This is a genomic window from Nonomuraea sp. NPDC051941 (genome assembly GCF_044593615.1).
In genome coordinates this window covers 448,667-473,791 of sequence record NZ_JBIUCF010000003.1, presented here as the reverse complement: position 1 = coordinate 473,791, position 25,125 = coordinate 448,667, and the positions used below count along the sequence as shown (strand labels likewise).

The following is a 25,125-nucleotide window of genomic DNA, read 5'->3' as shown; positions in this document are numbered from 1 at the left end:
GGCGGGGTCGGGGTTCAGGCCGGCCCACAACGTACGCCGAGCCTTCCGGAAGATCGTCAGGGCCGCAGGGATCGCTCATCCGACCACCCCAGCACACCCGAACCCCGCCGCGTCCGATCACGCAACGGCATCACGGGCATCAACTCGCGGACCGCCCTCTGATCTGGTTGGTCAGGCGCAGATCTTCACTGCGTCAGTCATGTTGTCCGCCGACTGTGGCATGTCGCCCTTCGCACCGTCGGGCACGTCCACGAGTAGCTGCCATTCGGCACCCGTCCAGTTGTACAGTGCGACGCTCTTGCCAGTCCGGTTCTGATACGAGGTCAGCCGGTCCCCCAAGCCGGCGCTCCCGATGTCATGCATGCTGCAGGTGGCGTCCTTTTGAACGATCATGGCGCCCTCACCTTGAGCGTCATCCCATGCGCAGAACAGTCCACCGGGGCAGCTCCACCCCGCCGCGCCGTTGGTCGGCTTGGATGATTGCTTGGAGGAGTTGTGGCTACTCTTGGGGTTGCCTGCTGAGGCGGAGTGGCTACCGCCGTCCTGGCAGACCCCGACTGCCCGGCATACCGGTTCGCCCCACAGCGGTGAGGTCACGAGGGCCGTGATCAGGCCGATAACGGCGACCACTATGGGTATCAGCGAGCTGCTACTTTCTCTCCCTGTCATGCGGACTCTCCTGGTTTGGGGGGTTGTGGCCCGGTTGGGGCATGGCGTGTTACCGGATGGTGCTGGTGCATCGGGGGTAGTGATCTACCGCGCAGGTGAAGACCGTCTTGGCCGTGCTCGGCGGCGTTTCGGGCAGCAGGAACGTCTCGGCGGCCTTGAGGTCGACCTGGTGGCCGAGGTCCTGCAGGGCAGCGACGGAGCAGCGACGGGGCAGCCGGCTGAGCGGCCGGTTGGCGTCGACGCTCGGCGTCATCAGCTCGATGTCGAAGATTCAGCCGCCAGTCGGTGGCACCGAAGCCCAGCGTGTACCCCCATCTCGTGGGTGATGACGTGGGCGCATCACCAGCGGCCCGGCGGCGCCGAGTATCCCTGGGGGACCGTCGATGCGGATGCCCCCGCCATGACCCTGAGGTCGTCGATCGCTGCGAGGCCGGGCATCCGCATCTCAGGCAGATCTCCCAGGATGATCTGCACCCAGCGATCGGCCGCACCCTTGAACGCCGCCTGCTGCGTCTCCGACAGCCCGCCCAGGAACTCGACCTCGACGAGTGGTGATTCCGTATCTGCGAGCATCTTCACCCGCGTGACGTCGGCGATTGCCCTGTACGTCTCGTTGGTGGCCACGGGCCACTCCCTCCGTTACCTGCTCTGTGAAGGTAAACCGGCAACGATCTGCACGCCTGAGTAACCCATACTCAATTCGGCCGGCGGGAGGAGGCGCGGCGAAGGGCGGCGGGCGAGAAGTGGCAGGATCACGGGCTCGTCTTCGCCTTGCTCGTCGGTACGCCGCTCGACGTCCACAACGTCCGACCTGCCTTCCGAGAGATCATCAAGGACGCGGGGATGCCCGCCTACCACTGGACTTCTCGCGAGACGAGACGCGCCACAGCTTCGTCGCGCCGCTCTCCCACCCCGGCACATCGCCCGGCTCGTCGGCCACAGCGGGACGGCCGTCACCGAAGCCGTCCACCGTAAGCAGATCCGCCCCCGTACTCCTGCAAGGAGCTACGGCGATGGACACCCTCTTCGCCCCGTTAGTCGCCCACCCATGCGAAAGGGTGCCACCCTATTGAGTGACACCCTTACCGACCAGCAAAACCTGGTCGGGACGACAGGATTTGAACCTGCGACCCCTTGACCCCCAGTCAAGTGCGCTACCAAGCTGCGCTACGTCCCGGTCGCGCCGGCCGCCCCCTGCGGAGCGGAACGTCACAACCTTAGCGCACATCCGAGGTGCGGGATCATGGACAGTAACGCTGTAACGCCTCCATCGCGCGCAGTGATGAACACCGTGACGGCGTCGCACGCGAGGAGGGCCCGGCGGAATGTCCTGGCGGAGCTCGCTGGCCGAGATCATCGTCACCGCGTTCCTGCTGGGATCGCTCTGCGCGTGCGGAGACGGACAGGTGGACGCGCCGGCGTCGGGGACGCCGGTCGCGTCGAAGTCGAAGACTCCGACGCGGTCAGTGAAGAAAGGCGTGCGCACCCCCGAACCGACGCGGTCCAGGCGCAGACCATGCCCGACCGGCGGTGGTGAAGCGCCGTTGCCGTGCCCCTCGATCGCGCCGCCCGGCACCCCGTCTCCCACCATCACGGTCCCGCAGCCCACGACTACGGCCCAGCCTCCTCCCGAGGCATCCCCGGAGCCGTCGCCGGAGGCTCTGCCCGCCACCGCCGCTCCGCAGGCTCCGTAGCCGTGCAGGAAAGCGGGCAGGGCGAGTCGCGTCCGCTCGACGCGATCGGGCTGATCACCGCGCTGATCACCGTCAGCGCGGCGGTGCTCATCTACATGGGATGGGCCTACCTGGAGGGTTACCTTCAGTATTTCAGTCTGAGGGCCACCGACCTGGGGTACGGCGCCGACGAGTACGCCATCTACGGCGTCAACCTCTTCGACACCGGTTTCCTGCCGTGGATGGTGGCGATCCCGCTGGCGCTCGCCGTCGCCGCCCACCGGACCCCGCTGGTCCGGTTCGTGCCGCAGTGGCTGCGGGGGGCCGGGGCACGGCTGAAGAGCCGGGTGCCGGTCGTGGCGGACCGCAGGGTCGTGGGAGGCGGGCTCGCGCTCGCCGGGCTCGTCTGCGCCGTCGCCGTGCTCAGCCGATGGTGGCAGGTGGGTACGTACCAGCTGCTCGCGCTGTCGGCCCTCGGCCTGCTGTTGCTGACCTGGCCGTCGCCGGCCCGGAAATCCAGCCGGATCGCCTTCGCCTTCAGCGTGGCCATGGCCGTCTTCTCCCTGCTCTGGGCCGCGTCCCTGTACGCCAACGGGCGGGGGACGAGGACGGCCGAGCAAGCCGTGCGCGATCTGCCCGAGCGGACCCAGGTGGTGATCTGGTCGAAGGACGACCTCTCGATCAACCCCACAGGCGTCGAGCACCAGAAATACAAGACCGGGAAATACCGGCACTCCTACACGGGAATGCGGCTCCTGCTCGTCCGTGACGACCGTTACTATCTCGTGCCGCCGGTGAGCGAGAAGGACTGGCGGGACGGCGGGGGCCGTACGTACGTCCTCCCGCAGAACGACGACATCCGCATGGAGATCCTGCCGGGCAGGCAACCCGGCAGGGGAATCTGATCAGATGGCGGCCTGGAACGAGCTGGCGCGCATGCCGGCCAGCAGGCCCGCCGTCTGGTCCGGCGTGTAGCGGCGTACCGGGTCGTGGTGGAGCAGGCCCTCGATGAGCGGCCGCATCACCCCGGCCCGCCGGGGCGGTGGGTACGGGCCGCTGCGGGCCATGCCGAGCACCGTGGCCGCGTCCTGGCCCGGGTAGGGTGGCTGGCCCTCGACGGCGCTGTAGAGGGTGGCGCCGAAGGACCACATGTCGGCCTCCTTGCTGGCCGGCCCCCCGTGCAGCCGCTCGGGCGCCATGAACGCCGGAGTGCCCCGCAACCGCCGCGACCTGGTCATCCGGATGTCGCCCTCGGCGGTCGCTATGCCGAAGTCGGTCAGCACCACCCGGTCGCCGGTCAGCATCACATTGGCGGGCTTCACGTCGCGATGCAGCACTCCAGCCTGGTGGGCGGTCCGTAGCGCGGCGAGCAGATGCTGCCCGATCGCGGCGACCGACTGGGCCGGTAAGGTGCCCACCTGGGAGAGCAGCTGGTGCAACGAGAGCCCGTCCAGGTATTCCATCACGATCCAGAGCTTGCCGCCCTCTTCGATCAGGTCGTGGACCGTAACGATGTTAGGGTGCGTCAGCCCGGCAGCCATCCTGGCCTCACGCAGCACCCGGCGGCGCACCATCTCGGCCTCACCGGCCAAGGTCAGCTCCTTCAGCGCCACCGTACGGTGGAGGAGCTGATCGAACGCACGCCAGACGACACCCATACCCCCACGACCGGCCTCCTCGTTCAGGAGGTACCGTCCGCCGATCTCCCGCATACCATCCCCTCTTGCTCGGGGATAATCATGTCACTTCAGCACAGGCCGTAGGGTGCCTAACGTGATCCTGATATGTCGGAAAGTGCGGGTGCGCTGGTCAACGGCCTAGAAATTCGATCAGACAACGCGCGCCACACCAGTCCGACGCCCCCCAAACATACTCCAGTGGCGCCCACGAGGACGGCACCAAGCCCCGCAAACTCGGCCACGACGCCTCCCAGCGCCGCCCCGAGTGGCATCCCACCCATGCCGACGAGGCGGTATGCCGAATTGACCCTCCCGAGCAATTCGGCCGGGATCAGCCGCTGCCGGGCCGAGATCACCAGGACGTTGCCCGCCGCGCCCACCACTCCCCACAGCACCGCCGTCGGGTAGAGCGTCCACGGGGAGGGCACGACCACCGGCACGATGAGCAGGAGGCTGGTCGTCAGCCAGCACCCCACGAGCGCGCGGAACTCCCCGAAGCGTCCCGCGACCCACCCCGACAGCAGGGACCCCGGGAGCGCCCCGACGGCGAACGCGGTCGTCATCAGGCCGTATTCGCCCGGCTCCAGCCCGATCCGCGACCCGTCGCCGACGGCCCACAGCACGAAGACGGCGAAGTAGGCGGCGTTGGCGAGGTTGAGCAGCCCGGCCGTGATGGCCAGGCTCCGCAGCACCCGGTGGGACCACAGGTACCGCAGCGCCTCGCCGATGTCCCGCCGCAGCGGCCGCCGCCCCTGCGCGCGAGGGGCGTCCATCCGGTACGTGCCGCGCATGCCCAGCAACAGCAGGCCCGCGGCGCCGTACAGGAGGGCCGGGGCGCCGAAGACGACGGCGGGGAGGGTGACGACGAGCAGGCCCGCCAGCGGCGCCCCGACGAAGTCGTTGCCGATCATCTGGGCGGTGGAGACGCGGCCGTTCGCCCTGGTCAGGTGACCCTGAGGCACGGTCATGGGCAGGATCGACTGCGCCGAGACGTCGGCGAAGACCTCGGCCACCCCGGCCAGGAGCACGGCCGCCAGCAGCACCCAGAGGTCGAGCAGGCCGAGCAGGGCCGCCAGCCCGGCGAGGGAGAGGATCGCGGCCCGGGCGACGTTGGCCACGACCATGATGCGGCGGCGGTCGAGCCGGTCGGCGAGGGCCCCGGCGTGCAGCGCGAGGAGCAGCCACGGCACCGTCGCGGCCGCCCCCGCCAGCGACACCAGCGTGGGCGAACGGGTCATCGACACGGCCAGCAGCGGCGCCCCGACCTTCAGCACGCCGTCGGCCAGGTTCGACAGCGCGGTGGAGGACAAGAGAAATCCGAACGAACGCCCCACGGCTCACTCCGATAGTGTGTAAGGGAAAGTGTGCATAGTTTTCTTTGCAAAGATAGGCTTGCATAGCATGCAGAGCAAGAGCTTCTCCGCCCGCACGCTCGACGCGAACGCCCTGAAGTCGTTCGCCCACCCGCTGCGGCTGCGGATCTACGAGCTGCTGGACGAGCACGGCCCCTCCACGGCCACCAAGCTCGCCGCCCTGCTCGGGCAGAACACCGGCGCCACGAGCTACCACCTGAGGGAGCTGGCCGGGCACGGCATGATCGAGGTCGTGCCGGGGATGGGGCGCGGCAAGGAGAAGTACTGGCGCATCACGCCCGGCGGGTTCTCCTTCGGGGAGCCGGGCTCCGACCCCGAGACGGCCGGCGCGATGGAGTTCCTGCTGGACGACCTGGTGCGCCAGCGCGGCGCGGAGCTGGCCCGGTGGCGCGAGGAGGAGGCGCGGGCGCCCGAGGAGTGGGTGCGCGCGAGCGGCTACGGGCGGCGGTCACTGCGGCTCACGCCGGAGGAGAGCGCGGCGCTGCGGGACGAGGTGTTCGAGGTGCTGGAGCGGTACCGCGCGCTGTCGGACCGCAGGGAGATCGCGCCGCCGGACTCACGCGATCCGTCGACGGGACGCGTGGTCATCCACTTCGACGTGCTGCCGGTGGGAGCCGGTCAGGAGCCGGCGGAGGAGGGCACGCCTCAGGGCCGCCCACAGCCCGGGCGGCCCTGAGGCGGACCAGTAAACTGACCGCCGTGGCGCTCTACGCTCTCTTGAAGCGCTCCCCACGGATGAATCCGGGGGATTCCAGCCGTCCCAACCGTGCGGCTACACGCATGGTCGCGACGCTGTTGCTTGGCGATTCACCTTCCGGCCCCGCTTTCGCGGGTTTCCACGCCCCAACACGCGCACTCGGTCTGAGTTGTGCGTGCTCCGCCCTCCCAGCGGTGAGTAGATCCTTGCCCGGTCCCCCTCGCGAGCTTGGTTATCACTCACGTGTTCGACCGCGACCCACCATACTCACGCCGGGCACGTCACCGCGGTCGATTCCCGTCAATGCACGCTCGCGCCCTGGCGGGCACTCCCGCGCCGGGCTTACCCCCGTGGCTGAAGCCAGGGGTCCGCGCTCGGCATTCTCGATCGAGAAGGTCGGCGAGGACGCCGGCCAGGCCCGGTATCAGTACTCCGAGGGCACGGGATTAGTCCTCGGCCACGTGATCCTCGACAAGGCCGGCGAACGGCTGTGGATCGAGGACGGCGAGGAGACGTACCTCTCCCGGGCCGTGGTGCGGAAGATCGCGGTCCACTGGGCGACCCACGGCGTGGCGCCCGTGAAACTGGCCGTGCAGTCGTAGCGGGTCAGGCGATGAGCTTGAGCGCCAGCTCGGTCAGGCCCTCCGGCGCCGTCCTGGGCGACCCGGCGTCGAACGGCGGGTGCGGGTCGTACTCGATCACGAGCTGCACCGACTGCGCGGTCGTCTCGTCGGTGGCCTGGGCCAGCAGCGTCAGCGCCATGTCGATCCCCGCCGACACCCCCGCCGCGGTCACGATCCGGCCCTGGGTGACGACGCGCTCGCTCACCGGCTCGGCCCCGTACTGCGGAAGCATGTCGAGCAGGGCCCAGTGGCTGGTCGCCGTCAGCCCCTCCAGCAGCCCCGCGGCCGCCAGGACGAACGAGCCGCTGCACACCGAGGTCGTCCATTGGCTGTGCTCGTGGGCCTCCCGCAGCCAGCCCAGCAGCGCCTCGTCGGACATGACGTCGAACGTCCCCGGGCCGCCCGGGACCACGATCACGTCGGGGTGGGGCAGGTCCTCGTAGGAGGCCGTGGCGGTGAGGGTGAGCGTGCCCTGGTCGTCGGTGACCGGCCCGGGCTCGGCCGCGACGAACGTGACCGTCCAGCCGGGCGCGAAGGCCAGCACCGTGTACGGCCCGACCGCGTCGAGTGCGGTGAAACGGGGATAGAGCAGGATCGCCACATGCATCGCTTACTTCTCCTTCGATCGGAACCTGCGACGGTGGTCGCCGGGTGAGATCCGCCAGTGGCGGCGGAAGACGCGGTAGAGGGTCTCCGGCGTGCCGAGCCCCGACTCCCTGGCCACCCGGTCCAGCGGGTGGGCGGTGACCTCCAGGAGCCGTCTGGCGGCCTCGGCGCGGCTGCGTTCGACGTACCGGCCGGGCGACAGGCCGGTCTGCTCGGTGAAGACGCGGGAGAAGTGGCGCTCGCTCATCCCCACCCGGTCGGCGAGCGCGGGGACGCTCAGGTCGGCGGCGGGGTTCGCGTCGATGTAGGCCTGCAACTCCCTGAGCGGCTCGCTGCGCGGCGTCATGGCCCGCATCGGGGTGCTGAACTGGCTCTGCCCGCCCGGCCTGTGCAGGTACACCACGAGGCCGCGGGCGACGTCGCGGGCGAGCGCGTGGCCGTGGTCCCTGGCCACCAGCGCGAGCGCGAGGTCCACGCCGGAGAGCACGCCCGCCGAGGTCCAGACGTTGCCGTCCTCGATGTAGAGGGGGTCGGCGTCCACCTCGACGCACGCGTAGCGGGCGTCCAGCTCGCCGGCGGCCAGCCAGTGCGTGGTGGCCCGCCGGTGGTCCAGCAGCCCGGCCTCGGCCAGCAGGAACGCCCCGTTGCACACGGACGCGACCCGCCGCGCGCCCGCGGCCAGCCGGGCGACGGCCTCGACGAGCTCCCGGTCGCCCAGCTGCTCGGGGACCGACATCCCGCCCACGACCATCAGCGTGTCGACGGGCCCGGTGACCTCGCCGAGGGCGCGGGCCGTGACGGCGATCCCGTTGCCGGAGGGCACGGGACCGGCCCGCACGGCCGCCACCTCGACCTGGTAACCGTCCTGGGGCGCCAGCAGCGCCGCCGTCGCGAACACGTCGGACGGCCCGGCCAGGTCGAGCAGCTGGAAGCCGGGGAAGACCACCATGAGAACCCGTCGCTGCATGTCTTCATGCTGGTGGCGGGCCTGTCAAGGCGTCAACGACACAAATATTGCACATTACGCCATGAGCCCCCCGGGGCAGGACCGGGGGGCTCATGGGCTTGCTGGGCTGAAAAATCAGCCCATGTGCGGATAACGATGGTCGGTGGGCGGGACGAACGTCTCCTTGATCGTGCGGGCGTTCACCCAGCGGATCAGGTTGAAGATCGAGCCCGCCTTGTCGTTGGTGCCCGAGGCGCGGGCGCCGCCGAACGGCTGCTGGCCCACGACCGCGCCCGTCGGCTTGTCGTTGACGTAGAAGTTGCCCGCCGCGAAGCGCAGCCGGTCGGACGCCGACGCGATGGCGTAGCGGTCCTGGGCGATGATCGAGCCGGTCAGCGCGTACGGGGCGATGCCCTCCATCTGGTCGAGCACCGTGTCGAAGTCGCGGTCCTCGTAGACGTGCACGCCCAGGATGGGCCCGAAGTACTCCTTGACGAAGATCTCGTCCGTGGGGTCGGCAGACTCCAGGATGGTCGGCTTGACGAAGTAGCCGACGCTGTCGTCGTACGAGCCGGTGAGGACGTCGATGTTCGCGGCCGCCCGCGCCCGGTCGATGGCCTCCTTGTGCTTGGCGAAGGCCCGGGCGTCGATGACCCCGCCCATGAACGTCGACAGGTCGCCCGACACGTCGCCCACGGTCAGCGACTCGGCGGTGGCCACGAAGTCGTCGCGCATCCGGTTCCAGACCGAGCGCGGCACGTACGCCCGCGAGGCCGCCGAGCACTTCTGTCCCTGGTACTCGAAGGCGCCCCTGACCAGCGCCGTCGAGAGCACGGCCGGGTCGGCGGACGGGTGGGCCAGCACGAAGTCCTTGCCGCCGGTCTCGCCGACGAGGCGCGGGTAGCCGTGGTAGGAGGCGATGTTCTGGCCGATGGTGCTCCACAGGTGCTGGAACGTCGCCGTGGAGCCGGTGAAGTGGATCCCGGCCAGGGCCGGGTGCGCGAGCGCCACCTCGGAGACGGCCTGGCCGTTGCCGGTGACCATGTTGATCACGCCGGGAGGCAGCCCGGCGGCCTCCAGCAGCCGCATCGTGAAGTGGGCGGCGAACTGCTGGGTGGGCGACGGCTTCCAGACGACGACATTCCCCATCAAAGCCGCAGAAGTCGGCAGATTTCCGGCGATGGCGGTGAAGTTGAACGGCGTGATCGCCAGCACGAAGCCTTCGAGCGGCCGGTACTCCATCCGGTTCCACACGCCGGGCGACGAGATCGGCTGGTCGGCGTAGAGCTGGCGCGCGTAGGCGACGTTGAAGCGCAGGAAGTCGATCAGCTCGCAGGCCGAGTCGATCTCCGCCTGCTGCACCGACTTCGACTGGCCCAGCACGGTCGCCGCGTTGAGCGTGGCCCGCCACGGCCCGGCCAGCAGGTCGGCGGCCTTGAGGAAGATCGCCGCCCGCTCGTCGAACGACAGGGCCCGCCACGCCGGCGCCGCCCGCAGCGCCGCGTCCACGGCGTCCTGCACGTCCCGGGCCGTAGCGTCGTTGGTACGGCCCAGGACGGCAGCGTGGTTGTGCGGTTGCACCACGTCGATGGGAGCGCCCGCGCCGAGGCGCTGCTCGCCGTCGATCGTCATGGTCAGGTCGATCGACGACCCGGCCAGCTCCTTGATGCGGTCCTCCAGCGCCGACCGCTCGGCGCTGCCCGGCGCGTATCCGTAGATGCGCTCGTTGGCAGGAACGGGGACGTTGCTGATGGCATCCATTACTTACCCCCAAGGGCGCGAAGGAAGAAGGCGACGTTGGCGGGGCGCTCCGCGAGGCGGCGCATGAAGTAGCCGTACCAGTCGTCGCCATAGGGGACGTAGACGCGGACCGTGTGGCCGGCCCCGGCCAGGGACTCCTGCAGGTCGGTCCGGATTCCGTAGAGCATCTGGAACTCGTGGTCGCCGATCGTCCGCCCGAACCGGTCGGCGAGCACCTCCGTGATCGCGATCATGCGATCGTCGTGCGTCGCCACCATGGGGTACCCCTTCCCCGCCATGAGGATCCGCAGGCATCGCACGTACGCCTTGTCCACGGCGCCGCGGCCCTGGTGCGCGACGGAGGCGGGCTCGCGGTAGGCGCCCTTGACCAGGCGCACCCTGGAGCCCTCGGCGGACAGGTCGCGGCAGTCGGCCTCGCTGCGGAACAGGTACGCCTGGATCGCCACACCGGTCGACGGGTAGTCCTCGCGCAGCTTGCGCAGGATGGTCAGCGTCGAGTCGACGGTGGTGTGATCCTCCATGTCGAGCGTGACGGTCGAGCCGTTGCGCGCCGCCGCGGCGCAGATCTCGCGGGCGTGTTCCAGCGCCATCGCGTCGTCGAGCCGCTGCCCGACGGCCGACAGCTTCACCGACACCTCGCCCCGGACGCCGAGGTCGAGCGGCCTGACGGCGTCGAGCAGCGTGAGGTAGGCGTCCGCGGTGGCCTCGGCGGCCCGCGCGTCGCGCGTCTCCTCGCCGAGGTGGTCGACGGTGACGGCGAGTTTCATGTCGCGCAGGCGCTCGATGGCGTCGCGGGCCTCCTGGACGCTCTCGCCCGCGACGAACCGATCGACCACCTTCCTGGTGAGCGGGAAGGCCGACACGGCACGACGTACGACGCCGCTCCCGGACGCGGCGAGGAGCACTTGACCCAGCATGCCTCAAGTCTAAAAACGCAGCTCAGCGGGGGCCATCGACGTGCGTAACGGCCGATGTGGCAGGCTGTCATACAAATGCACAACACGGCAGACCTGCAAGAGATCGTCGACGAGATCGCCGCCCGGCTGGGGGCGTCCGCGACGCTGGAGGACCGCTCGTTCCGGCTGCTGGCGTACGGGGCGCAGCACGGCGACATCGACACGGTCCGCCAGGAGTCGATCCTGCGCCGGCGCGCCACCGGAGAGGTGCGCGACTACTTCGAGCGCTACGGCATCGCCAAGGCCCCCGGCCCGATCCGGATCCCCGCCGATGCCGAGCTCGGGGTCCTGGCCAGGGTGTGCTGGCCGCTGCGCCACGGCGAGGTCACCTACGGCTATCTCTGGCTGCTCGACTCGGGCTCGCTCACCGCGCTCGAACCCGTCGCGCCGCTGGTGGCCAGGGCCGCCGCCGCCCTCGCCCAGGAGGCCAGGAGCCGGCAGGACCTCGGCCGCGGACTGCTCGCCCTCTTCTCGGCCGACCCGTCCGAGCGGGCGGGCGCGGCCATCGAGGTGCCGGGCCCCGTCGCGGCGATCGCCGTACGCGAGTCGGCCGAGCGCCTCGCCGCCCTCTGGACGCTGCCGCGCGGCGTCCTGGCCCGCCCCGGCTCGCCCGTCGCCCTGCTCGCCCCCGCCCACCTCGCGGGCGAGGTGGCGCAGACCCTGCAGAGCGCGTACGGCACCGCCGCCGGCATCGGCGCGCCCCGGGCGGACCCGGCCGACGCCTGGCTGAGCTGGCGCGAGGCCCGCCACGCCCTGCGCGTCGCCGAGCACTTCCCCCGGTACGTGCCGGTCGCCCGCTGGGAGGATCTGGGCGTGCACCGCCTGCTGGCCAGGCTCGGCCAGGCGGACCTGCGCGAGCTGGCGGCCGAGACCGCGGTCCTGGACGGCGAGCTGGCCGAGACCGTGGAGGCCTACCTCGACCACGGCGGCCACGCCCAGAAGACGGCCGCCGAGCTCGGCATCCACCGCCAGACGCTCTACTACCGGCTGGGCAAGGCCGAGCGCCTCACCCACCGGGATCTTTCGGACGGCGACGACCGCCTGGCCGTGCACCTGGGGCTCAAGGCCGCCCGGCTCTGCGGATCCTGACCATGTCAAGGTGCCGGGTCATGGTGCCGGGTCATGGTGCCGGGTCATGGTGCCGGCAGGCGGCTGCTGCCGCCTGCCGGGGTTTCGGTGCTTCAGGCGCAGGCCGCCTCGTACACCCGTACCAGTTCCTGACTCACCCGCTCCCAGGAGTAGCGCGAGCGCGCCCGGTCGGCGCCGGCGTAGCCCAGCGCGGTCCGCAGGGTGGGGTCCCACAGCAGCTCGCGGGCCAGCCGCGCGGTGCGCGCCGGCCGGTCCGGAGGCACGAGCAGCCCGGTGACGCCGTCGATGACGGAGTCCAGGTGGGCGCCGACGGCCGAGGCGATCACCGGTACGCCGCAGGCCATCGCCTCCAGCGCGACGATGCCCGTCACGGCCTCGCGCGGCACCGATACCACGGCGTCCGCGCTGCGCATGAGCTTCGGCACGGTGGACCGCTTGACCTGGCCCAGCAGCGTCACCTGGTCGGCGACCTCGAGCTGCTCGGCCAGCGCGCGCAGCCGGCGGGCGTCCTGGTCGGTGTCGAGGTCCTCGGGCTCGGGCCCGCCCGCGATGACCAGCTCGACGTCGCCGAGCCCCGGCAGCGCCCGCACGATGGTGTCCGCGCCGCGATCCGCCGTCAGCGGCCCGACGTGCAGGAGCCGCTTGCGCGTGCCCTTCGTGGCCACCGCGCCGCGGCGCTGGAAGCGCTCGGTGTCGACGCCGTACGGGACGACGGCGATGTGGTTGCGCGGCACGCCCAGCCGGATCAGCGCCGACTCCTCGTCCCCGGAGCCCGCGATGACCGCGCTGGCCCGGCGGCCGAGAGCCAGCTCCAGCTCCTTGTGCATGGCGTCGACCGTGTGGAACGTCTGCGTGACCGGCACCCCCAGCCCGTTGGCGCCCGCCACCGCGACCAGCCCACCGGTCCACGAATGCGCGTGGATCACGTCCGGCCGATCCTGGCTCCACCGCCGCATCAGGTGCTCGCCGACGTCGTTCAGGTACGGCACGACGCCGTCGGCCGACAGCTCCTCGGCCGGACCCACGTCGATCTGCTCCAACGTGACCCCCGGGGCCACCCGCGTCTTGGGCTTGCCCTCAATGCTGTCACGACGGGAGTAGACGGTGACGTGGTGTTCGCGGCCGAGCTCGCGGGCGACGGAAAGGATGCGGTCACGCCGGTTACTCTCGGCGGAAGCTACGATCGCGATATTCATGGCACACCTCAGCGAAGAAAGACTGAAAGGTGCGCCTGCGTCTTAGGCACATGTCTACGCTTCTGACCATACCCAGGTTTGACTCGATCGCAAACCCCCAAAAATCAGACATCCTGACTTCGCAGGTCAGACACCCCGGAGCGCGAGGATCACGATCTCGTCCCACACCTGGCCGCCCGAGAACGCGTGCCTGTCGGCCTCCAGCGCCTTGACCACGGTGGACGGCGACTGCCCCGCGCACCGGCCGAGCACGTCGGCCAGCCGCTCCTCGCCGTACGGCTCCCCCTGGTCGCTCCTGGAGGAGATCAGCCCCTCCGAATACAGCACCAGCGTCTCGCCCGCGGCCACCGTCAGCCGCTCCACGGCGGTCTCCGCCTCGGGCGCGAGGCCCAGCGGCACGCCGCCGCCCGCGGCGAAGCGCACACCGCCGTCGGCCTGCAGCAGCGCGGCGGGATGGTGCCCGGCCGACGACAGCCTGATCTCGCGCCCCTTCACGAAACCCGCCACGGCCATCACGAACATGCCGGCGCCCTGCGCGACCAGGGCCTCGTTGACCTTGCGCATCACCAGGTCGGGGTCGGACTCCCAGGTGCCCAGCACCCGCAGGCCGCCGCGTACCATCGCGCTGACCGACGCGGCCTCCTCGCCCTTGCCGACGGCGCCACCCAGCGCGAACCCCCACCCGCAGGACACCGGGAACACGTCGTAGAACTCGGCGCCCACCGACGCCCCGGGATGGTAGACGGCCGCCGCCTCGTAGCCGGGCACGTCGGGCAGCTTGCGGGGCGCGACGCTCGCCGACAGCGCGTCCGCCGCCCGCGAACGATCCTGGAAGCTGGTCTGGGCCCGTACCGCCAGCCCGAGCTGCAGCCCCACCTCCTGCATGACGGCCAGGTCGGCCAGCGCGAACGGGCGCCGGTCGTGCGCGCGCACCAGCGTGAGCACGCCGTCGCCGGAGCCGATCGGCACGCACAGCATCGAGCCCGCGCCCATCGCCGTCAGCAGCGGCCCGTCCGCGCAGAACCCGAGCAGGCCGTCGTCGTCCAGCATCTCCTGCACCACGCCGGAGCCGCGCTCCAGCACCTGCATCACGACCTGGCTGCCCGCCGGATCCGCGGATTCCACCTGCCGGACCAGATCGCCCAGCGGATGGTTCTTCGGCGCCACCACGACCGAGCGGCGCGGCACCCCGCCGCGCACCATGTCCGCGATCACCCAGTCGGCCCACTCGGCCGCCAGCAGCCGCGTCGCCCTCGGCAGCGCGACCGGGCGCAGCAGCGTCTCCTCTTCGAGCAACAGATTGGCCATCTTGACCAGCAGGTCCTGCCGCTTGGCCGCCGCCAGCAGCAGCGCCCCGTCGGACTGCTCGGGCCGCCCCGCGCCCGGCTCGGGCAGCTGCACCTCGGTCGGCAGCGCCACCGCCGCCACCATCTGCTGCGGCTCGCCCGGCATGGTCATCCTGGTCAGCGCCAGCTGGACGGTGTGCGTGCGCCCCTGATGCGCCAGCCGCGTCTCGAACGCCGACGGCTGGCCCGTCTGCAGCACCGCCGTCAGATGCGACCGGAACGCCGCCCGCCGCGACACGTCCACCAGCAGCGGGAACGACCGGCCCACCAGGTAGCCGTCGGGGCTGCCGAGCATCTGCGAGGTCTCGGGGTTGATCCGCCTGACCACGCCACCGCTGTCCAGCACGATGACCGGCACCGGAAAGGCCCGGAACACCTGACGCAGCAGCTTCAGCTCCCGCTGCGTGCCGTCCTTCTTGCCGCCCGCCCGCTTGGGCGCCTTCTGCAGCGCCTCGCGGGCCTCGGCCAGCAGCTCGGCCGCGGTGTCGAGCTCGGCGAGGGCGGCGTCGAGCGTGGGCGCGAGGTCGGCGGGATAGGCGGTCCGCGCCTCGCGAAGCGACGAAACGCGTCCGGCCAGCGCGTCCAGTGCTTGTTCGAGGTCCGGCATGGTCACCCTCTGACGCTACGTCACAAGGGATACGGGAGGCCATATCGGGTAGGGGCTTCCTGCTATGAAATCAACTGCGATGATCACCCCCGGTCTCGCCCGCGACCTCGCCGCACTGGGCCGGCTGGGCGAGGACACCTCCACGGAACGCGTGCTGCGCGACCTCACCACGGCGCTGGCCGCCGGCGTACCGGGCTGCTCGGGAGCCTCGGCCGAGCACTGGCGCGACCACCGGGTGCTGGTGTCCGGCTCCCACAGCGAGCTGATCATGCTCGTCGAGGGCGAACGCGCGCTCGGTGAGGGCCCGTCCGTCGAGGCCCGGCAGAGCGGCGGCCGCGCCGGCGTGACCGACGTGCTCAACGAGCCCCGCTGGCCCCGCTACGACGCGCTGGCCAGCCGCTGGGGCGTGCGCTCCGTGCTGGTCGTCCCCATCGACGTGGCGCCCGCCCTGCTGCTGGTCGGCCTCTATTCGGTACGCCCCGGGGCGTTCTCCCCCCAGAGCGCCCACTCGCTGGCCGACATGCTGACCGAGCAGGTCGGGGTGGCGATGGCCAACATGTGGGAGTTCGAGGAGGTGCGTACGGACGCCGCGCAACTCCAGGAGGCCCTCGCCGGACGGGCGGTGATCGACCAGGCCAAGGGCATCATCATGCAGACCAGCGGATGCACCGCCGAGGCCGCGTTCGAGGAGCTTCGCAAGATCTCCCAGCACCACCAGGTCAAGGTGGCCGACCTCGCCAGGCTCCTGGTCGACGAGCACCAGCGCAAGTCGAGACGCTGACCTCCGCAGCCCTGCCGCCCGCCCTGCCGCCGCCCTCAGCCGATGGCCGCCAGCGCGTCGTCGAGCGTGTCGTAGAGGGGCAGCCGCTGCGCCAGCCCGGTGATCCACATCACCTTGGACTTGGAGTATTCGACCCCGATGAGCGCGAACCTGGCGCCCGACGCCAGGCTCGTCTGCCAGTGGTGGACGATGAGCCCGAGCGCGCGAGAGTCCATGAACGTGACCCCTGCCAGGTCAAGAATCAGGTCCGACCCCGCCAGGGACAGGTAGTCGGCGAACTGCTCGCGGGTCGTGGCATCGAGGACGCCGTCAACCTTGATCACGGTGATCTCGTCCACCGTCGACGACGTCAGGGTCAGGGCCGCCACGGGCCCCTCACCGTTATCCGGCATTGTCACGGAGCAACCTTACTGTCACCGCAAGAGGGAGGAATACTTCCCGCGATACGGGGGACACTTGATGCGGAGTCCAGCAGCGGGCTTTCGTCTCGAGAGTTGAGCGAGGCGTGCCTCTGCCTGGGCTTTTTTGCTGGGAGAGGGCGCCTGCGACCCATAGAGGAGCAGCGATGGCTGTGCAGGAATACGTCCTCGAGGAGATGACAGCGGAAGAGCTCCTGGCCGAAATGGTCAGGGAAGAGACCCCCGACAGTCACAGAGAGCGACTGCGAGAGCGCATCGTCGAGATGCACCGGCCGCTCGCCATGGAGATCGCCCGGCGCTACCGCTACCGCGGCGAGCCTTTGGAGGATCTTCTCCAGGCCGCGTACGTCGGCCTGATGAAAGCCGTCAACGGCTTCGACCCGACCCTCGGCCACGCGTTCCGGGGCTACGCGGTCGTCACGATGACCGGCGAGGTCAAGCGCCACTTCCGCGACCGCACCTGGGCCATCCGGGTGCCGCGGCTTTACCAGGAGCGCCGCTCGGAGCTCAACCGCCTGGTCGCCGACCTCAGCCAGGACCTCGGCAGGTCGCCCACCGTGGCCGAGCTGGCCGCCAAGATGAACATCACCGAGGAGGACGTCCTGCTGACCCTCGACGCCTCCGCCGCCTACAGCACCCTGTCGCTCGACGCGCCGCTCGGCACCGACGACGACGCCGCCTCCCTCGGCGACGTCATCCCCGAGGACGACGACACCCTGAGCACCATGGTCGACCGGGAGGCCGTCAAGCCGCTCATCGACGCGCTGCCCTCCCGCGAGAAGCACATCCTGCTGCTGCGGTTCTTCGGCAACATGACGCAGGCCGAGATCGCCGCCGAGTTCGGGATCTCCCAGATGCACGTCTCACGTATCCTCCGCAAGGTTCTCGACCAGCTGCGCTCCGAGCTGGTCGGCTGAGAAGAAGGTCGCCGGGTGAACGAGGACGGAGAGCCTCAGTCGGGCTACACGAGCCCGCCGCCCGGCGCGCCCGTGAAAGAGCTCCGCTTCCGACTGCCGGACCTGCCGCAGGTCCGGCAGTTCGCTGAGGACGAGGCCCGCGACGCCGGCATGCACGAGGACGTCATCGAGGACTTCGTCATCGCGGTCAACGAGGTCGCCACCAACGCCGTCACCCACGGGGCCGACCGGGCCTCCATGCGTACGTGGACGGTGAACGGCGACCTGATCGTGGAGGTGCACGACGGGGGCGCCTGGAAACCCGGGCCCAGACCGGGCGCGGTGGGCGGGATGGGGCTGTGGGTGGCCCGCCTGGTGTCGGCGGACCTGACCCTGCGGGTCGGGAACGGCGGCAGCACCGTCATCATGCGCTTCCCCGGCAAGGAGTGACGGGAGGCCGCCGTCCTCGGCGACCTCCCGTTTTCGGGGCCTCACCGGCTGGGGCCTTTTACCGGTGGGCCCTTGGCCGGCTCCTACCTGCGCGCCCGGCCACGCCAGTTGCTGTAACCGGTACGGATTCCGGCCGTGCCGACGCCCGCCTGATGCAGGGCCAGCAGCGTCAGGCCGAGCAGGACGAACGTCATGCCGGAGAACCCGCCAGGGATCCGGGCGCCGACCAGGTCGAGCAGGAACCCCAGTCCGAAGATGATCGCTGCGACTACCGCGAGCATGTCAGGTCACCTCTTTCCCCAGGTCTGGAGCTGGGTCCGGGTCGTCTGGGTCTGGGGCTGGTTCTGTTGACCGGAGAGAGCGAGCAGGCGTTCCAGGACGCTCCTGTAGTCGCGCAGCGCCAGGCGCATCTGCTCGGTGTCGGCGGCCTCGGTGTCCTTCCAGCGGTCGCGCAGGCCGCTCGTACGGGTGGCGAGGCTGCTGGTGAGGGCGTCGACGACCTCGCCGACCAGCCCGTCGGCGCGCCGCACGGCCTCGCCGGGGTCGTCGACGAACGACGCCTGCAGGTCGCGCCAGCGAGCCTGCACCTGGTCCGGGTCCTGGTCGAACAGGACGACGTCCTCGGGGGCGGCGTGCGCCGGGATCTCGCCCGGCTCGGTCTCCGGCCCGGCCGGCGTGTCCCCGGCGGTTCTGGCGTAGGGGTCGCGGTACGTGCCGTCGTCGTACTCGGCGTCGTACTCGGCCGTGGGCGGCGTCACGGCGCCGGGCACGGCTGCGGCGTACTCGTCGCCGGCACGCGGACCGTGCCTCTCCGGCTCGCCGTCGCCCGCGACACGGACGTCGCCCGGGACGTCGCCCGGGACGTCGCCCGGGACACGGTCATCGCCCGCGACCCGGACATCGTCCGAGCTGTCGTCGGCGAGCTTGCGATCGTCCGCGTACTCACCGGCGCGGGCCTCCTCATCGGCGCGCTCGCCGGGGTGCTCGTCGGCCCGGAGGTGCTCATCGCGCCGAGCGCGCTCCTCCTCGCTGCCGCTCCTGGGGGTGCTGGGGGTGCTCATGTGCTCGTTCACCGTCCTCGTGTGGTCTCCTGCAGCAGTTCCTCGAACAGCGCGCGATAGTGCACCATGGCCTGCCGCAGGTCCTCCGTGGAGGCCTCCTTCCTGGCCGCGCGCCCGCTGATCTCGTGGGCCGTCCGGTAGTGGTCGAGAGTCTTCGCGTGGCCCACCGAGAGGGTGGACAGCCGCTCCTCGTAGTCCTCCGTCGGGTAACCCCGTTCCGCCATGACCGCGGTGACCAGCTGGTCGGCCTCGGTCACCGCGAACCCGGGTGCGTCGACGAAGCGCTCCTGCACCTCGGTCCACTGGTTCGCGTAGGTGTCGCGCGACTCTTCCGTCAGGGGCTGGATGCCGAGCTCCGCATGCCGGCGCTCCCGGTCGAGCAGCTCCTGCTCGGCCTCGTGGCGGGTGTCGTGCTCGGAGACTATGCGTTCGTACTCCGGGCCGAAACGTTCGCGGAGGTGGTCGCGGCGCCTCTGCTGCAGCACGACATAACCTACTGCGACGAGCGCCACCACCACGACCACGACGACGGCCACCCAGATTAAGGTGGTCATGTTGTTCGCCTCCGGTCTCTGTCTTGAGACCAGCGACTGCCCTCGAACAGGTGGGTCGAAACTCCCCGCCTCAGCGGGCTTCCAGCGCCTCCCTGGCCGCGGCCAGCACGGCTGCGACATGTGAGCCCGTTGGTGCGGCGGGGATCTCGCTGAACCCTTCAGCCGCGTCGTACCGCACGTCGAGCCCCGCGTCGACGAGCCGCTGAGCCCACCGCAGGGCCGTGTTCAGCCGCTCGGCCGCGGGCGGCTTCCCCTGCGCGGCCGCCGACAGATTGCGCAGATTGGTGGCGGGCCCGGACTGGGAGTGCTCGCGGGCCAGCTTCCACGGCACGGCCCGGCTGTGGTCGAGCATCGGCTTGGCCAGCCCGGCGGCCCGCTTGGCCTGCAGCACCCCGGACTCGCTGACCCCGAAGTGCGCGGCCAGCTCCTGCACGTTCATCCCCTCGGCCACCAACCTGGCCAGCTCCCGCCGATCGATGGTCGGTTTCCGCCCCACTCGGCCCCCTCCGCCCCAGCTCTCCGTGTACGCGTGCACCTCCGATGTGCGCTAAGGTTATGACGTCCCGCTCCGCAGGGAGCGGCCGACACGACCGGGACGTAGCGCAGCTTGGTAGCGCACTTGACTGGGGGTCAAGGGGTCGCAGGTTCAAATCCTGTCGTCCCGACCAGATTTCGCTGGTCGATGAGGGTGTCACTCTTCAGGGTGACACCCTTTCTCATGTTTGAGCGGCGTCCGCCGCGGCTGTCCGCCGGCGCTCGGCCAGGCGGCCCCACGCCGATACGACCGCGATGGAGACGATCAGCAGCACGACGCTCCCTGCGATGTCGAGCACGTAGTGGTTGCCCGTGGTGAGCACGACCGCGACCATACCCAGCGGAAAGATCCACGCCAGCAACGCCGGCCGTGGGTGGGAGGCCCGCAGCGCGGACCACACGGCGTACGCGCACCACAACGACCACCCCACGTGCATGCTCGGCATCGCCGTCAGGTTCTGGCCGTTCCCGATCTCGCGTGAAGCGTGGCCGCCCAGGAGGTCGTGCTCGGCGATGATGTCGACGACGCCCGGCAGGGCGAACCGTGGGGGCGACATGGGCACCGCCCAGTAAACGGGCAGCACGAGGACGAGCATCGCGACGAGGGTCCAGCGGACCTTGGCGTAGGCAGCGGCGTGCTGGACGAAGACCCACACCAGCACCCCGATGACCACGAGGTAGTACAGGCGGTAGTAGTACACCGCCGGCTGGCTGAGGGCGGGATGCTCGGTCAGCCACTGGTTCGCGCTCAGTGCGATGTCCAGGTGGAGGGCCCGTTCCATGGACTGCAGAGCCAGAGCGTTGGCGGTGGCGGCCGCGGTGTCGTTCCCGGCGGCGGCGTGAAGCAGTGCGAAGAGCAGGATCACGAGCAGCAGACCGGCCACTTCGACCAGCGGGGCGGGGCGCCCGCCCACCCTCCCGGCGAGTGCGGCCGAGCGGGCGCGCGCCACCAGGCGCGATAATCGGCCGGCGGCCACCTCACGCGGGCTCACGCGAGTCACCCTAGCTCACCGCTCCGGCATGGAACGTGTTACAGAACGACCACCTCGGCCACTTCCGCCACCTCAACAACTTCCGGCGGCCTCACCGCCCCGGTAATCTTGCGGGATTCTCTGACTCCGGTGGAGGGTCGTCGTGGGCTCCGGTGCTCGCCATGCCGATCAGCGCGCTCGGGCTGGGCTTCGACTTCTTCCTGGCCGGACCCGTGGAGTGACCGCCCCAGGGCCGCTGCAGGTCCTGCACCCCTCAACCCCCAGGAGGTAGAGCCGTGGGCTCTGGCAAGAAGACGTGGACGGCAGCGTTGCTGGCCACTGCTGTGCTGGCGATCACTGCGGCCTGCGGCAGCGAAGGCGCCGACGGTGCGATCACGTTACGTTTCTCCTACTGGGGCAGTGACGCGCGGCAGAAGATGACGCAAGAGGCGATCAAGAGGTTCGAGGCGAAGAACCCGGACATCGACATCGAGGAAGAGTTCTCCGGCTTCGGCACCTACTACGACACGCTGGCCACGAAGGTCGCGAGCGACGAGACACCTGACGTCATCACCCTCGAGATCCGCGGCCTGCGGGAGTACGCCGAACGCGGCACCCTCGCCGACCTGTCCAGCGCGGTCGACACCGCCGACATCGACGCCAAGGTGCTGGCCACCGGCGCCATCGACGAGAAGCAGTTCGCCATCCCCACCGGCGTCAACGCCTGGTCCCTGGTCGTGGACCCGAAGGCGATCAAGGACGCGGGGCAGAACCTGCCCGACGACACCACGTGGACCTGGGACGAATACGTCGACCTGGCGGCGAAGATCACCGCGAGCACCGGCGGCAAGGTCTACGGCACGCAGCAGGCTTTCAACCCGGCGTTCCTGCAGATCTTCGCCGCTCAGCGGGGCGAGTCCCTCTACAAGGGCAACAAGATCGGCGTCTCGCCCGGGACGCTCAAGGCGTGGTGGGCGGTCCACCAGAAGCTGATCAGGAGCAAGGGCTCTCCTGACGCCGCCAAGAGCATCGAACTCGCGACCCAGAGCGAGGACCGGTCGCTGTTCGCCACCCGCAACGGCGCGATGGGGATGTGGTGGAGCAACCAGCTCGGCTCGATCAACAAGGCGTCCGGCGGCAAGGAGGTGGACCTGCTGCGGATGCCGAAGGCGCAGGGCGCCACCGCGGGCGGCATGTTCCTGCAGCCCGCGATGTTCTACACCGCCTCGGCGAAGTCCGAGCATCAGGCCGCGGCGGCCAAGTTCATCGACTTCATGATCAACGATCCGGAGGCGGGCGCCATCATCCTCAGCGACCGCGGCCTGCCGGCCAGTTCCAAGGTGCTGGCGGCGGTCAGGGACAAGCTTCCGGAGACCGACAAGAAGACGCTGGCCTTCCTCGACAAGGTCAAGGGCGAGCTCACGGACTCGCCCGCCGCCCCGCCGAAGCGCGCCAGCGCCATCGAGGCCATCCTCACGCGGTATACGAATGAGGTCCTGTTCGGTCGGATGACGCCTGACGAGGCCGCTCAGAAGCTCATCACGGAGGCCAACGCCCTCATCGCGGGCTAGTGGGCCCGGTTCGCGGGGATGCGCAGGGCTGAGCGGTGGGCCCAGGTGACCCAGCGCCAGAGCCACTCGACGGGACCCTGGCGGTGGCGGCGCAGCCAGAGGGTGGCGAACAGCCACTGGGCGGCGAGGATGACTCCCGCGGCCGCGTACGCCGCCGTCAGGGATCGGCCGATCGGCAGGCCGAGGAGGTGACCGGCCGCCAGCACGAGGAGCGTGGCGGTCAGGTAATTGGTCAGCGCCATCCGGCCCAGTGGTGCGAAGAGGGCCGCCAGCGCCGGTCGCAGCGGCGTTCTGAGCAGGACCAGCAGGGTGCACACGTACACGCCGGCGAGCAGCAGATCGGCCAGGCTGGACGTGAAGGACGGCGCACCAGTCCCGTTCCGTGCCCACAGGGCTGAGGCCGCCCCCGCCGCGAAGGCCAGGCCCAGCAGGAGCGGCCCTCGAGTGGACCGTTCGAGGGCCTCGATCATCCCGTACCGGACCAGCGCCGAGCCCAGCAGGAACAGCCCGGCGATCATCAGGGGCCCGCCACCCCCGCCGCCGATCAGCGCCGCCGCCACGAGCGCCGGGGCGAGGCCGGCCACGGCCCACCGCGGCAGCCAGGTGGAGGGCAGCAGCACCAGCAGGCCGATGACGGCGTACGAGGTCAGGATTTCGCCCCGCCACAGCAGCGAATGCGCGAGGCCGATCGCGAGCAGCGCCAGAAGCCGGCGCAGCAGGACGAGCCGCGGGCGGGGGACGCGGTTCGCGGCGGAGTCCAGCAGCAGCGAGAACCCGATGCCGAACAGCAGGGAGAAGATCGGGAGCCCGAGCCACGGGTCCCAGTCGCCCATGGGCTGCGTCGTGACGGCTCTGTCGCCGTTGGCTATCAGCTGGATGTTGGCGAGCAGGATCTCGCACAGCGTGAACCCGCGCAGGACGTCGAGCGCGGCGATACGCGGCCGGCCGGGGGAGGCCGTCGTCCCGGCGCGGGTGGAAGGGGCTCCGGGACCTCGGACCGGTCCCGGAGCGTGATCTCGATAGGACATGCACCTCATCCTGGGGACGGGGCACGGTGCGGACATCGACCACCGGTGGGGGCTCGCGATCCGCCGACGGTACTTTCGGCCGATCCTCGTTCTCGACGGCGCCCCACCGGGCCGTCGGTCAGTCCGGCTGGTCCGGGATGGGAGGACGCGTCAGGCGTAGGAACCCTCGACGAGATCGGCCACGATGCCGGGGCGGGAGGGCTGCCAGCCGAGCGTTTCGCGGGTACGGGTCGCGCTGACGCGCTGGCTGATCGCCAGAGCCTGGGCGAAGCCCTCCCCGAGCTCCCGCGCGGCCTCCTCGAACGGCCAGGGCTCGGCCGTCTCCTTGACGCCCGCCGACCTGGCCGCCGCCTCGGCCACGGCGGTGACGGGCACCGCCTCCTCGCTGATGGCGTGGTAAACGGCCGCCTCCCCCTTCTCCACGGCGGCCACGATCAGCTCGGCCACATCGTCCACGTGCACGAAGGTCCACGTCGGCGCCGTGCCGCCCGCGGTGACGTACACACCGGTCCCGCGCCGCGCGGCCTGCGCCTTCAGCAGCGCCGCGATGCCCGTGCCACGCCCGTGGACGACGCCGGGACGCACCACGGAGCCGCCGCCGTCGATCACCAGCCGCTCCACCTGGTCCCGGTACGCCACCAGGGGGATCGGGTCGGCCGGGCTGTCCTCGTCGGCCCCGTCGGTCTCGCCGAGCACCCACACGCCGCTGACATAGACGACCTTCTGTGACGCTCCGGCGAGCACGCCGATCGTGGCCAGATCGGTCTCCTGGTCGCCGGTCAACTGGCCGGCGTGCACGATCGCGTCGAGGTCCGCGGTGATCGCCTTCTCCAGCGCGGCGGCGTCCGCCAGATCCCCGTACCGGACGTCGGCCACACCCGGCACCCGCCGCTCTCCCTCCGCCGCGGGCCGCACGTAGGCCGCCACCTCATGCCCCTGCGCGACCAACCGCTCCACCAGCGCACCACCGATGTACCCCGTCGCGCCAAGCACCAGCACCTTCATTGTCCCACCTCAAAAATTTCGACATTGAACATTTCCACGTAGGACGATAACCCACGACATCGAACATTTCAATGTCGTACGATTGCCGCCATGGGAGATGCAGTCGACGCGATCCTCGGGCAGTGGGCCCGCACCCGGCCCGACGTGGACGTGTCCCCGATGGGCGTGATCGGCCGGGTGTCGCGGGCCTCGCGGCTCCTGGAGCGGGGGGTCAAGGAGTTCCTGGGCGAGCACGGGCTGGAGGCGTGGGAGTTCGACATGCTGGCCACGCTGCTCAGGAACGAAGCCGACTCCATGTGCATGAAGGACCTGTCGGCGGCGGCCATGGTCAGTCCCGGCGCGCTCACCAACCGCATGGACCACCTGGTGGAGCGGGGGCTGGTGGACCGCTGGCCGGCGCCGGACAACCGGCGGATGACGCTCGTGGCGCTGACGGACGAAGGGCGGCGGGTGGCCAACGACGTCCTGGAACGTCACGCGGCCAACGAGGCCCGCCTCCTGTCCGGCCTCTCCCCCACCGACCGCGACGCCCTGGCCGACCTCCTCCGCAAACTCCTCGTCTCCCTGGGCGACACCGTGTAGAGGGCTGCTCCCGGGACTCGGCACCTGCCTTGGGGCGGTCCGTCGAGGCTTC

The 25,125-nt window shown here is 70.5% G+C and carries 29 protein-coding genes and 2 tRNA genes; 11 read left to right on the top strand and 20 right to left on the bottom strand.

All coding sequences use genetic code 11. The features are described from left to right. Window positions 1-171: 171 nt before the first annotated feature. The 4 genes from ACIHFD_RS08750 to ACIHFD_RS08735 form a co-directional block, all read right to left on the bottom strand. Window positions 172-669: a peptidase inhibitor family I36 protein gene (locus ACIHFD_RS08750; protein WP_397366200.1), complete on the bottom strand. Its 498-nt coding sequence runs from the start codon at window positions 667-669 to the stop codon at window positions 172-174. Between the two features lie 49 nt (window positions 670-718). Then, complete coding sequence (locus ACIHFD_RS08745; RefSeq protein ID WP_397366199.1) at window positions 719-922, bottom strand: hypothetical protein; 204 nt, start codon at window positions 920-922, stop codon at window positions 719-721. An 86-nt stretch (window positions 923-1,008) separates the two neighbouring features. Further along, complete coding sequence (locus ACIHFD_RS08740) at window positions 1,009-1,293, bottom strand: hypothetical protein (RefSeq protein WP_397366198.1); 285 nt, start codon at window positions 1,291-1,293, stop codon at window positions 1,009-1,011. Between the two features lie 476 nt (window positions 1,294-1,769). Beyond that, a tRNA-Pro gene (locus tag ACIHFD_RS08735) sits at window positions 1,770-1,846 on the bottom strand. Window positions 1,847-2,365: 519 nt separating this feature from the next. Here ACIHFD_RS08735 and ACIHFD_RS08730 point away from each other — a divergent pair. Next, complete coding sequence (locus ACIHFD_RS08730) at window positions 2,366-3,247, top strand: hypothetical protein (protein WP_397366197.1); 882 nt, start codon at window positions 2,366-2,368, stop codon at window positions 3,245-3,247. Here ACIHFD_RS08730 and ACIHFD_RS08725 read toward each other — a convergent pair whose 3' ends face one another. Both ACIHFD_RS08725 and ACIHFD_RS08720 read right to left on the bottom strand, forming a co-directional pair. After that, entirely contained in the window at window positions 3,248-4,054 is an 807-nt protein-coding gene (locus ACIHFD_RS08725) for a serine/threonine-protein kinase (protein ID WP_350726540.1), read from the bottom strand. It lies immediately after the preceding gene. Between the two features lie 56 nt (window positions 4,055-4,110). Next, window positions 4,111-5,331 carry an MFS transporter gene (locus tag ACIHFD_RS08720; RefSeq protein ID WP_397366196.1) on the bottom strand — a complete coding sequence of 407 codons (1,221 nt, stop codon included), beginning with the start codon at window positions 5,329-5,331 and terminating at the stop codon, window positions 4,111-4,113. Window positions 5,332-5,422: 91 nt separating this feature from the next. On the opposite strand from ACIHFD_RS08720, the gene ACIHFD_RS08715 reads away from it, so the two are divergent. Both ACIHFD_RS08715 and ACIHFD_RS08710 read left to right on the top strand, forming a co-directional pair. Beyond that, window positions 5,423-6,070 carry an ArsR/SmtB family transcription factor gene (locus ACIHFD_RS08715; RefSeq protein ID WP_397366195.1) on the top strand — a complete coding sequence of 216 codons (648 nt, stop codon included), beginning with the start codon at window positions 5,423-5,425 and terminating at the stop codon, window positions 6,068-6,070. 371 nt (window positions 6,071-6,441) lie between these two features. Further along, on the top strand, window positions 6,442-6,693 hold the full coding sequence (locus ACIHFD_RS08710) for a hypothetical protein (RefSeq protein WP_397366194.1): 252 nt from the start codon (window positions 6,442-6,444) through the stop codon (window positions 6,691-6,693). Between the two features lie 4 nt (window positions 6,694-6,697). Here ACIHFD_RS08710 and ACIHFD_RS08705 read toward each other — a convergent pair whose 3' ends face one another. The 4 genes from ACIHFD_RS08705 to ACIHFD_RS08690 all read right to left on the bottom strand — a co-directional run bounded on the left by ACIHFD_RS08705 (window position 6,698) and on the right by ACIHFD_RS08690 (window position 10,944). Next, a complete protein-coding gene (locus tag ACIHFD_RS08705; protein ID WP_397366193.1) occupies window positions 6,698-7,321 on the bottom strand; it encodes a DJ-1/PfpI family protein in 624 nt (207 codons plus the stop codon). 3 nt (window positions 7,322-7,324) lie between these two features. After that, complete coding sequence (locus ACIHFD_RS08700; protein ID WP_363963995.1) at window positions 7,325-8,287, bottom strand: GlxA family transcriptional regulator; 963 nt, start codon at window positions 8,285-8,287, stop codon at window positions 7,325-7,327. A 114-nt stretch (window positions 8,288-8,401) separates the two neighbouring features. After that, window positions 8,402-10,027: an L-glutamate gamma-semialdehyde dehydrogenase gene (gene pruA / locus ACIHFD_RS08695; protein WP_397366192.1), complete on the bottom strand. Its 1,626-nt coding sequence runs from the start codon at window positions 10,025-10,027 to the stop codon at window positions 8,402-8,404. Then, window positions 10,027-10,944, bottom strand: a complete 918-nt coding sequence (locus tag ACIHFD_RS08690) for a proline dehydrogenase family protein (protein WP_350726527.1) — start codon at window positions 10,942-10,944, stop codon at window positions 10,027-10,029. Before ACIHFD_RS08690 ends, pruA begins: the two co-directional genes overlap by 1 nt. Before the next feature lie 75 nt (window positions 10,945-11,019). Between ACIHFD_RS08690 and ACIHFD_RS08685 the strand changes: the two genes are divergently transcribed. Continuing rightward, the gene (locus tag ACIHFD_RS08685) at window positions 11,020-12,072 is read left to right on the top strand and encodes a PucR family transcriptional regulator (RefSeq protein ID WP_397366191.1); all 1,053 of its coding nucleotides are present in this window, start codon (window positions 11,020-11,022) and stop codon (window positions 12,070-12,072) included. Window positions 12,073-12,164: 92 nt separating this feature from the next. Here the strand turns inward: ACIHFD_RS08685 and ACIHFD_RS08680 are convergent, their stop codons facing one another. Both ACIHFD_RS08680 and ACIHFD_RS08675 read right to left on the bottom strand, forming a co-directional pair. Further along, a complete protein-coding gene (locus tag ACIHFD_RS08680) occupies window positions 12,165-13,268 on the bottom strand; it encodes a glycosyltransferase (RefSeq protein WP_397366190.1) in 1,104 nt (367 codons plus the stop codon). Window positions 13,269-13,394: 126 nt separating this feature from the next. After that, entirely contained in the window at window positions 13,395-15,221 is a 1,827-nt protein-coding gene (locus tag ACIHFD_RS08675) for a SpoIIE family protein phosphatase (protein WP_397366298.1), read from the bottom strand. Between the two features lie 79 nt (window positions 15,222-15,300). Between ACIHFD_RS08675 and ACIHFD_RS08670 the strand changes: the two genes are divergently transcribed. Next, a complete protein-coding gene (locus ACIHFD_RS08670) occupies window positions 15,301-16,002 on the top strand; it encodes a GAF and ANTAR domain-containing protein (protein ID WP_350726521.1) in 702 nt (233 codons plus the stop codon). A gap of 35 nt (window positions 16,003-16,037) precedes the next feature. On the opposite strand, the gene ACIHFD_RS08665 is transcribed toward ACIHFD_RS08670, so the two are convergent. Then, entirely contained in the window at window positions 16,038-16,394 is a 357-nt protein-coding gene (locus tag ACIHFD_RS08665; RefSeq protein ID WP_350726908.1) for an STAS domain-containing protein, read from the bottom strand. Window positions 16,395-16,567: 173 nt separating this feature from the next. Between ACIHFD_RS08665 and ACIHFD_RS08660 the strand changes: the two genes are divergently transcribed. Together ACIHFD_RS08660 and ACIHFD_RS08655 are read left to right on the top strand one after the other, a co-directional pair. Then, window positions 16,568-17,338: a SigB/SigF/SigG family RNA polymerase sigma factor gene (locus tag ACIHFD_RS08660; RefSeq protein ID WP_350726519.1), complete on the top strand. Its 771-nt coding sequence runs from the start codon at window positions 16,568-16,570 to the stop codon at window positions 17,336-17,338. Window positions 17,339-17,353: 15 nt separating this feature from the next. Then, window positions 17,354-17,767: an ATP-binding protein gene (locus ACIHFD_RS08655; RefSeq protein WP_350726518.1), complete on the top strand. Its 414-nt coding sequence runs from the start codon at window positions 17,354-17,356 to the stop codon at window positions 17,765-17,767. 83 nt (window positions 17,768-17,850) lie between these two features. On the opposite strand, the gene ACIHFD_RS08650 is transcribed toward ACIHFD_RS08655, so the two are convergent. From ACIHFD_RS08650 to ACIHFD_RS08635, 4 genes are all read right to left on the bottom strand, one after another. Next, a complete protein-coding gene (locus ACIHFD_RS08650) occupies window positions 17,851-18,048 on the bottom strand; it encodes a hypothetical protein (RefSeq protein WP_185073178.1) in 198 nt (65 codons plus the stop codon). A gap of 6 nt (window positions 18,049-18,054) precedes the next feature. Further along, on the bottom strand, window positions 18,055-18,828 hold the full coding sequence (locus tag ACIHFD_RS08645) for a hypothetical protein (protein ID WP_397366188.1): 774 nt from the start codon (window positions 18,826-18,828) through the stop codon (window positions 18,055-18,057). An 8-nt stretch (window positions 18,829-18,836) separates the two neighbouring features. Further along, the gene (locus ACIHFD_RS08640) at window positions 18,837-19,382 is read right to left on the bottom strand and encodes a hypothetical protein (protein ID WP_397366186.1); all 546 of its coding nucleotides are present in this window, start codon (window positions 19,380-19,382) and stop codon (window positions 18,837-18,839) included. Between the two features lie 70 nt (window positions 19,383-19,452). Next, complete coding sequence (locus ACIHFD_RS08635) at window positions 19,453-19,878, bottom strand: hypothetical protein (RefSeq protein WP_350726512.1); 426 nt, start codon at window positions 19,876-19,878, stop codon at window positions 19,453-19,455. A gap of 95 nt (window positions 19,879-19,973) precedes the next feature. On the opposite strand from ACIHFD_RS08635, the gene ACIHFD_RS08630 reads away from it, so the two are divergent. Beyond that, window positions 19,974-20,050 (top strand) — tRNA-Pro (locus ACIHFD_RS08630). A gap of 48 nt (window positions 20,051-20,098) precedes the next feature. Here the strand turns inward: ACIHFD_RS08630 and ACIHFD_RS08625 are convergent. Then, entirely contained in the window at window positions 20,099-20,866 is a 768-nt protein-coding gene (locus ACIHFD_RS08625) for a phosphatase PAP2 family protein (RefSeq protein ID WP_397366185.1), read from the bottom strand. A 77-nt stretch (window positions 20,867-20,943) separates the two neighbouring features. Here ACIHFD_RS08625 and ACIHFD_RS08620 point away from each other — a divergent pair, with 77 nt between their 5' ends. Both ACIHFD_RS08620 and ACIHFD_RS08615 read left to right on the top strand, forming a co-directional pair. Next, window positions 20,944-21,129: a hypothetical protein gene (locus ACIHFD_RS08620; RefSeq protein WP_355192012.1), complete on the top strand. Its 186-nt coding sequence runs from the start codon at window positions 20,944-20,946 to the stop codon at window positions 21,127-21,129. Window positions 21,130-21,183: 54 nt separating this feature from the next. Continuing rightward, window positions 21,184-22,458 carry an ABC transporter substrate-binding protein gene (locus ACIHFD_RS08615; protein ID WP_397366184.1) on the top strand — a complete coding sequence of 425 codons (1,275 nt, stop codon included), beginning with the start codon at window positions 21,184-21,186 and terminating at the stop codon, window positions 22,456-22,458. Here ACIHFD_RS08615 and ACIHFD_RS08610 read toward each other — a convergent pair. Together ACIHFD_RS08610 and ACIHFD_RS08605 are read right to left on the bottom strand one after the other, a co-directional pair. Continuing rightward, window positions 22,455-23,486 (bottom strand): DUF418 domain-containing protein, encoded by a 1,032-nt coding sequence (locus ACIHFD_RS08610; protein WP_397366183.1) that lies wholly within the window; start codon window positions 23,484-23,486, stop codon window positions 22,455-22,457. The two genes, ACIHFD_RS08615 and ACIHFD_RS08610, sit on opposite strands and share 4 nt — an antisense overlap. 150 nt (window positions 23,487-23,636) lie before the next feature. Further along, window positions 23,637-24,491 (bottom strand): NAD-dependent epimerase/dehydratase family protein, encoded by an 855-nt coding sequence (locus tag ACIHFD_RS08605; RefSeq protein ID WP_397366181.1) that lies wholly within the window; start codon window positions 24,489-24,491, stop codon window positions 23,637-23,639. A 90-nt stretch (window positions 24,492-24,581) separates the two neighbouring features. Between ACIHFD_RS08605 and ACIHFD_RS08600 the strand changes: the two genes are divergently transcribed. Beyond that, the gene (locus ACIHFD_RS08600; protein WP_363963971.1) at window positions 24,582-25,073 is read left to right on the top strand and encodes a MarR family transcriptional regulator; all 492 of its coding nucleotides are present in this window, start codon (window positions 24,582-24,584) and stop codon (window positions 25,071-25,073) included. Window positions 25,074-25,125 lie beyond the last annotated feature (52 nt).

Bases quoted from the DNA above. Each gene is read 5' to 3' on its own strand.
- ACIHFD_RS08750 (WP_397366200.1), bottom strand. From the start codon at position 669: ATGACAGGGAGAGAAAGTAGCAGCTCGCTGATACCCATAGTGGTCGCC.
- ACIHFD_RS08745 (WP_397366199.1), bottom strand. From the start codon at position 922: ATGACGCCGAGCGTCGACGCCAACCGGCCGCTCAGCCGGCTGCCCCGT.
- ACIHFD_RS08725 (WP_350726540.1), bottom strand. From the start codon at position 4,054: ATGCGGGAGATCGGCGGACGGTACCTCCTGAACGAGGAGGCCGGTCGT.
- ACIHFD_RS08715 (WP_397366195.1), top strand. From the start codon at position 5,423: ATGCAGAGCAAGAGCTTCTCCGCCCGCACGCTCGACGCGAACGCCCTG.
- ACIHFD_RS08705 (WP_397366193.1), bottom strand. From the start codon at position 7,321: ATGCATGTGGCGATCCTGCTCTATCCCCGTTTCACCGCACTCGACGCG.
- ACIHFD_RS08700 (WP_363963995.1), bottom strand. From the start codon at position 8,287: ATGCAGCGACGGGTTCTCATGGTGGTCTTCCCCGGCTTCCAGCTGCTC.
- pruA (WP_397366192.1), bottom strand. From the start codon at position 10,027: ATGGATGCCATCAGCAACGTCCCCGTTCCTGCCAACGAGCGCATCTAC.
- ACIHFD_RS08690 (WP_350726527.1), bottom strand. From the start codon at position 10,944: ATGCTGGGTCAAGTGCTCCTCGCCGCGTCCGGGAGCGGCGTCGTACGT.
- ACIHFD_RS08685 (WP_397366191.1), top strand. From the start codon at position 11,020: ATGCACAACACGGCAGACCTGCAAGAGATCGTCGACGAGATCGCCGCC.
- ACIHFD_RS08680 (WP_397366190.1), bottom strand. From the start codon at position 13,268: ATGAATATCGCGATCGTAGCTTCCGCCGAGAGTAACCGGCGTGACCGC.
- ACIHFD_RS08675 (WP_397366298.1), bottom strand. From the start codon at position 15,221: ATGCCGGACCTCGAACAAGCACTGGACGCGCTGGCCGGACGCGTTTCG.
- ACIHFD_RS08670 (WP_350726521.1), top strand. From the start codon at position 15,301: ATGATCACCCCCGGTCTCGCCCGCGACCTCGCCGCACTGGGCCGGCTG.
- ACIHFD_RS08665 (WP_350726908.1), bottom strand. From the start codon at position 16,394: ATGCCGGATAACGGTGAGGGGCCCGTGGCGGCCCTGACCCTGACGTCG.
- ACIHFD_RS08660 (WP_350726519.1), top strand. From the start codon at position 16,568: ATGGCTGTGCAGGAATACGTCCTCGAGGAGATGACAGCGGAAGAGCTC.
- ACIHFD_RS08650 (WP_185073178.1), bottom strand. From the start codon at position 18,048: ATGCTCGCGGTAGTCGCAGCGATCATCTTCGGACTGGGGTTCCTGCTC.
- ACIHFD_RS08645 (WP_397366188.1), bottom strand. From the start codon at position 18,828: ATGAGCACCCCCAGCACCCCCAGGAGCGGCAGCGAGGAGGAGCGCGCT.
- ACIHFD_RS08640 (WP_397366186.1), bottom strand. From the start codon at position 19,382: ATGACCACCTTAATCTGGGTGGCCGTCGTCGTGGTCGTGGTGGTGGCG.
- ACIHFD_RS08610 (WP_397366183.1), bottom strand. From the start codon at position 23,486: ATGTCCTATCGAGATCACGCTCCGGGACCGGTCCGAGGTCCCGGAGCC.
- ACIHFD_RS08605 (WP_397366181.1), bottom strand. From the start codon at position 24,491: ATGAAGGTGCTGGTGCTTGGCGCGACGGGGTACATCGGTGGTGCGCTG.
- ACIHFD_RS08600 (WP_363963971.1), top strand. From the start codon at position 24,582: ATGGGAGATGCAGTCGACGCGATCCTCGGGCAGTGGGCCCGCACCCGG.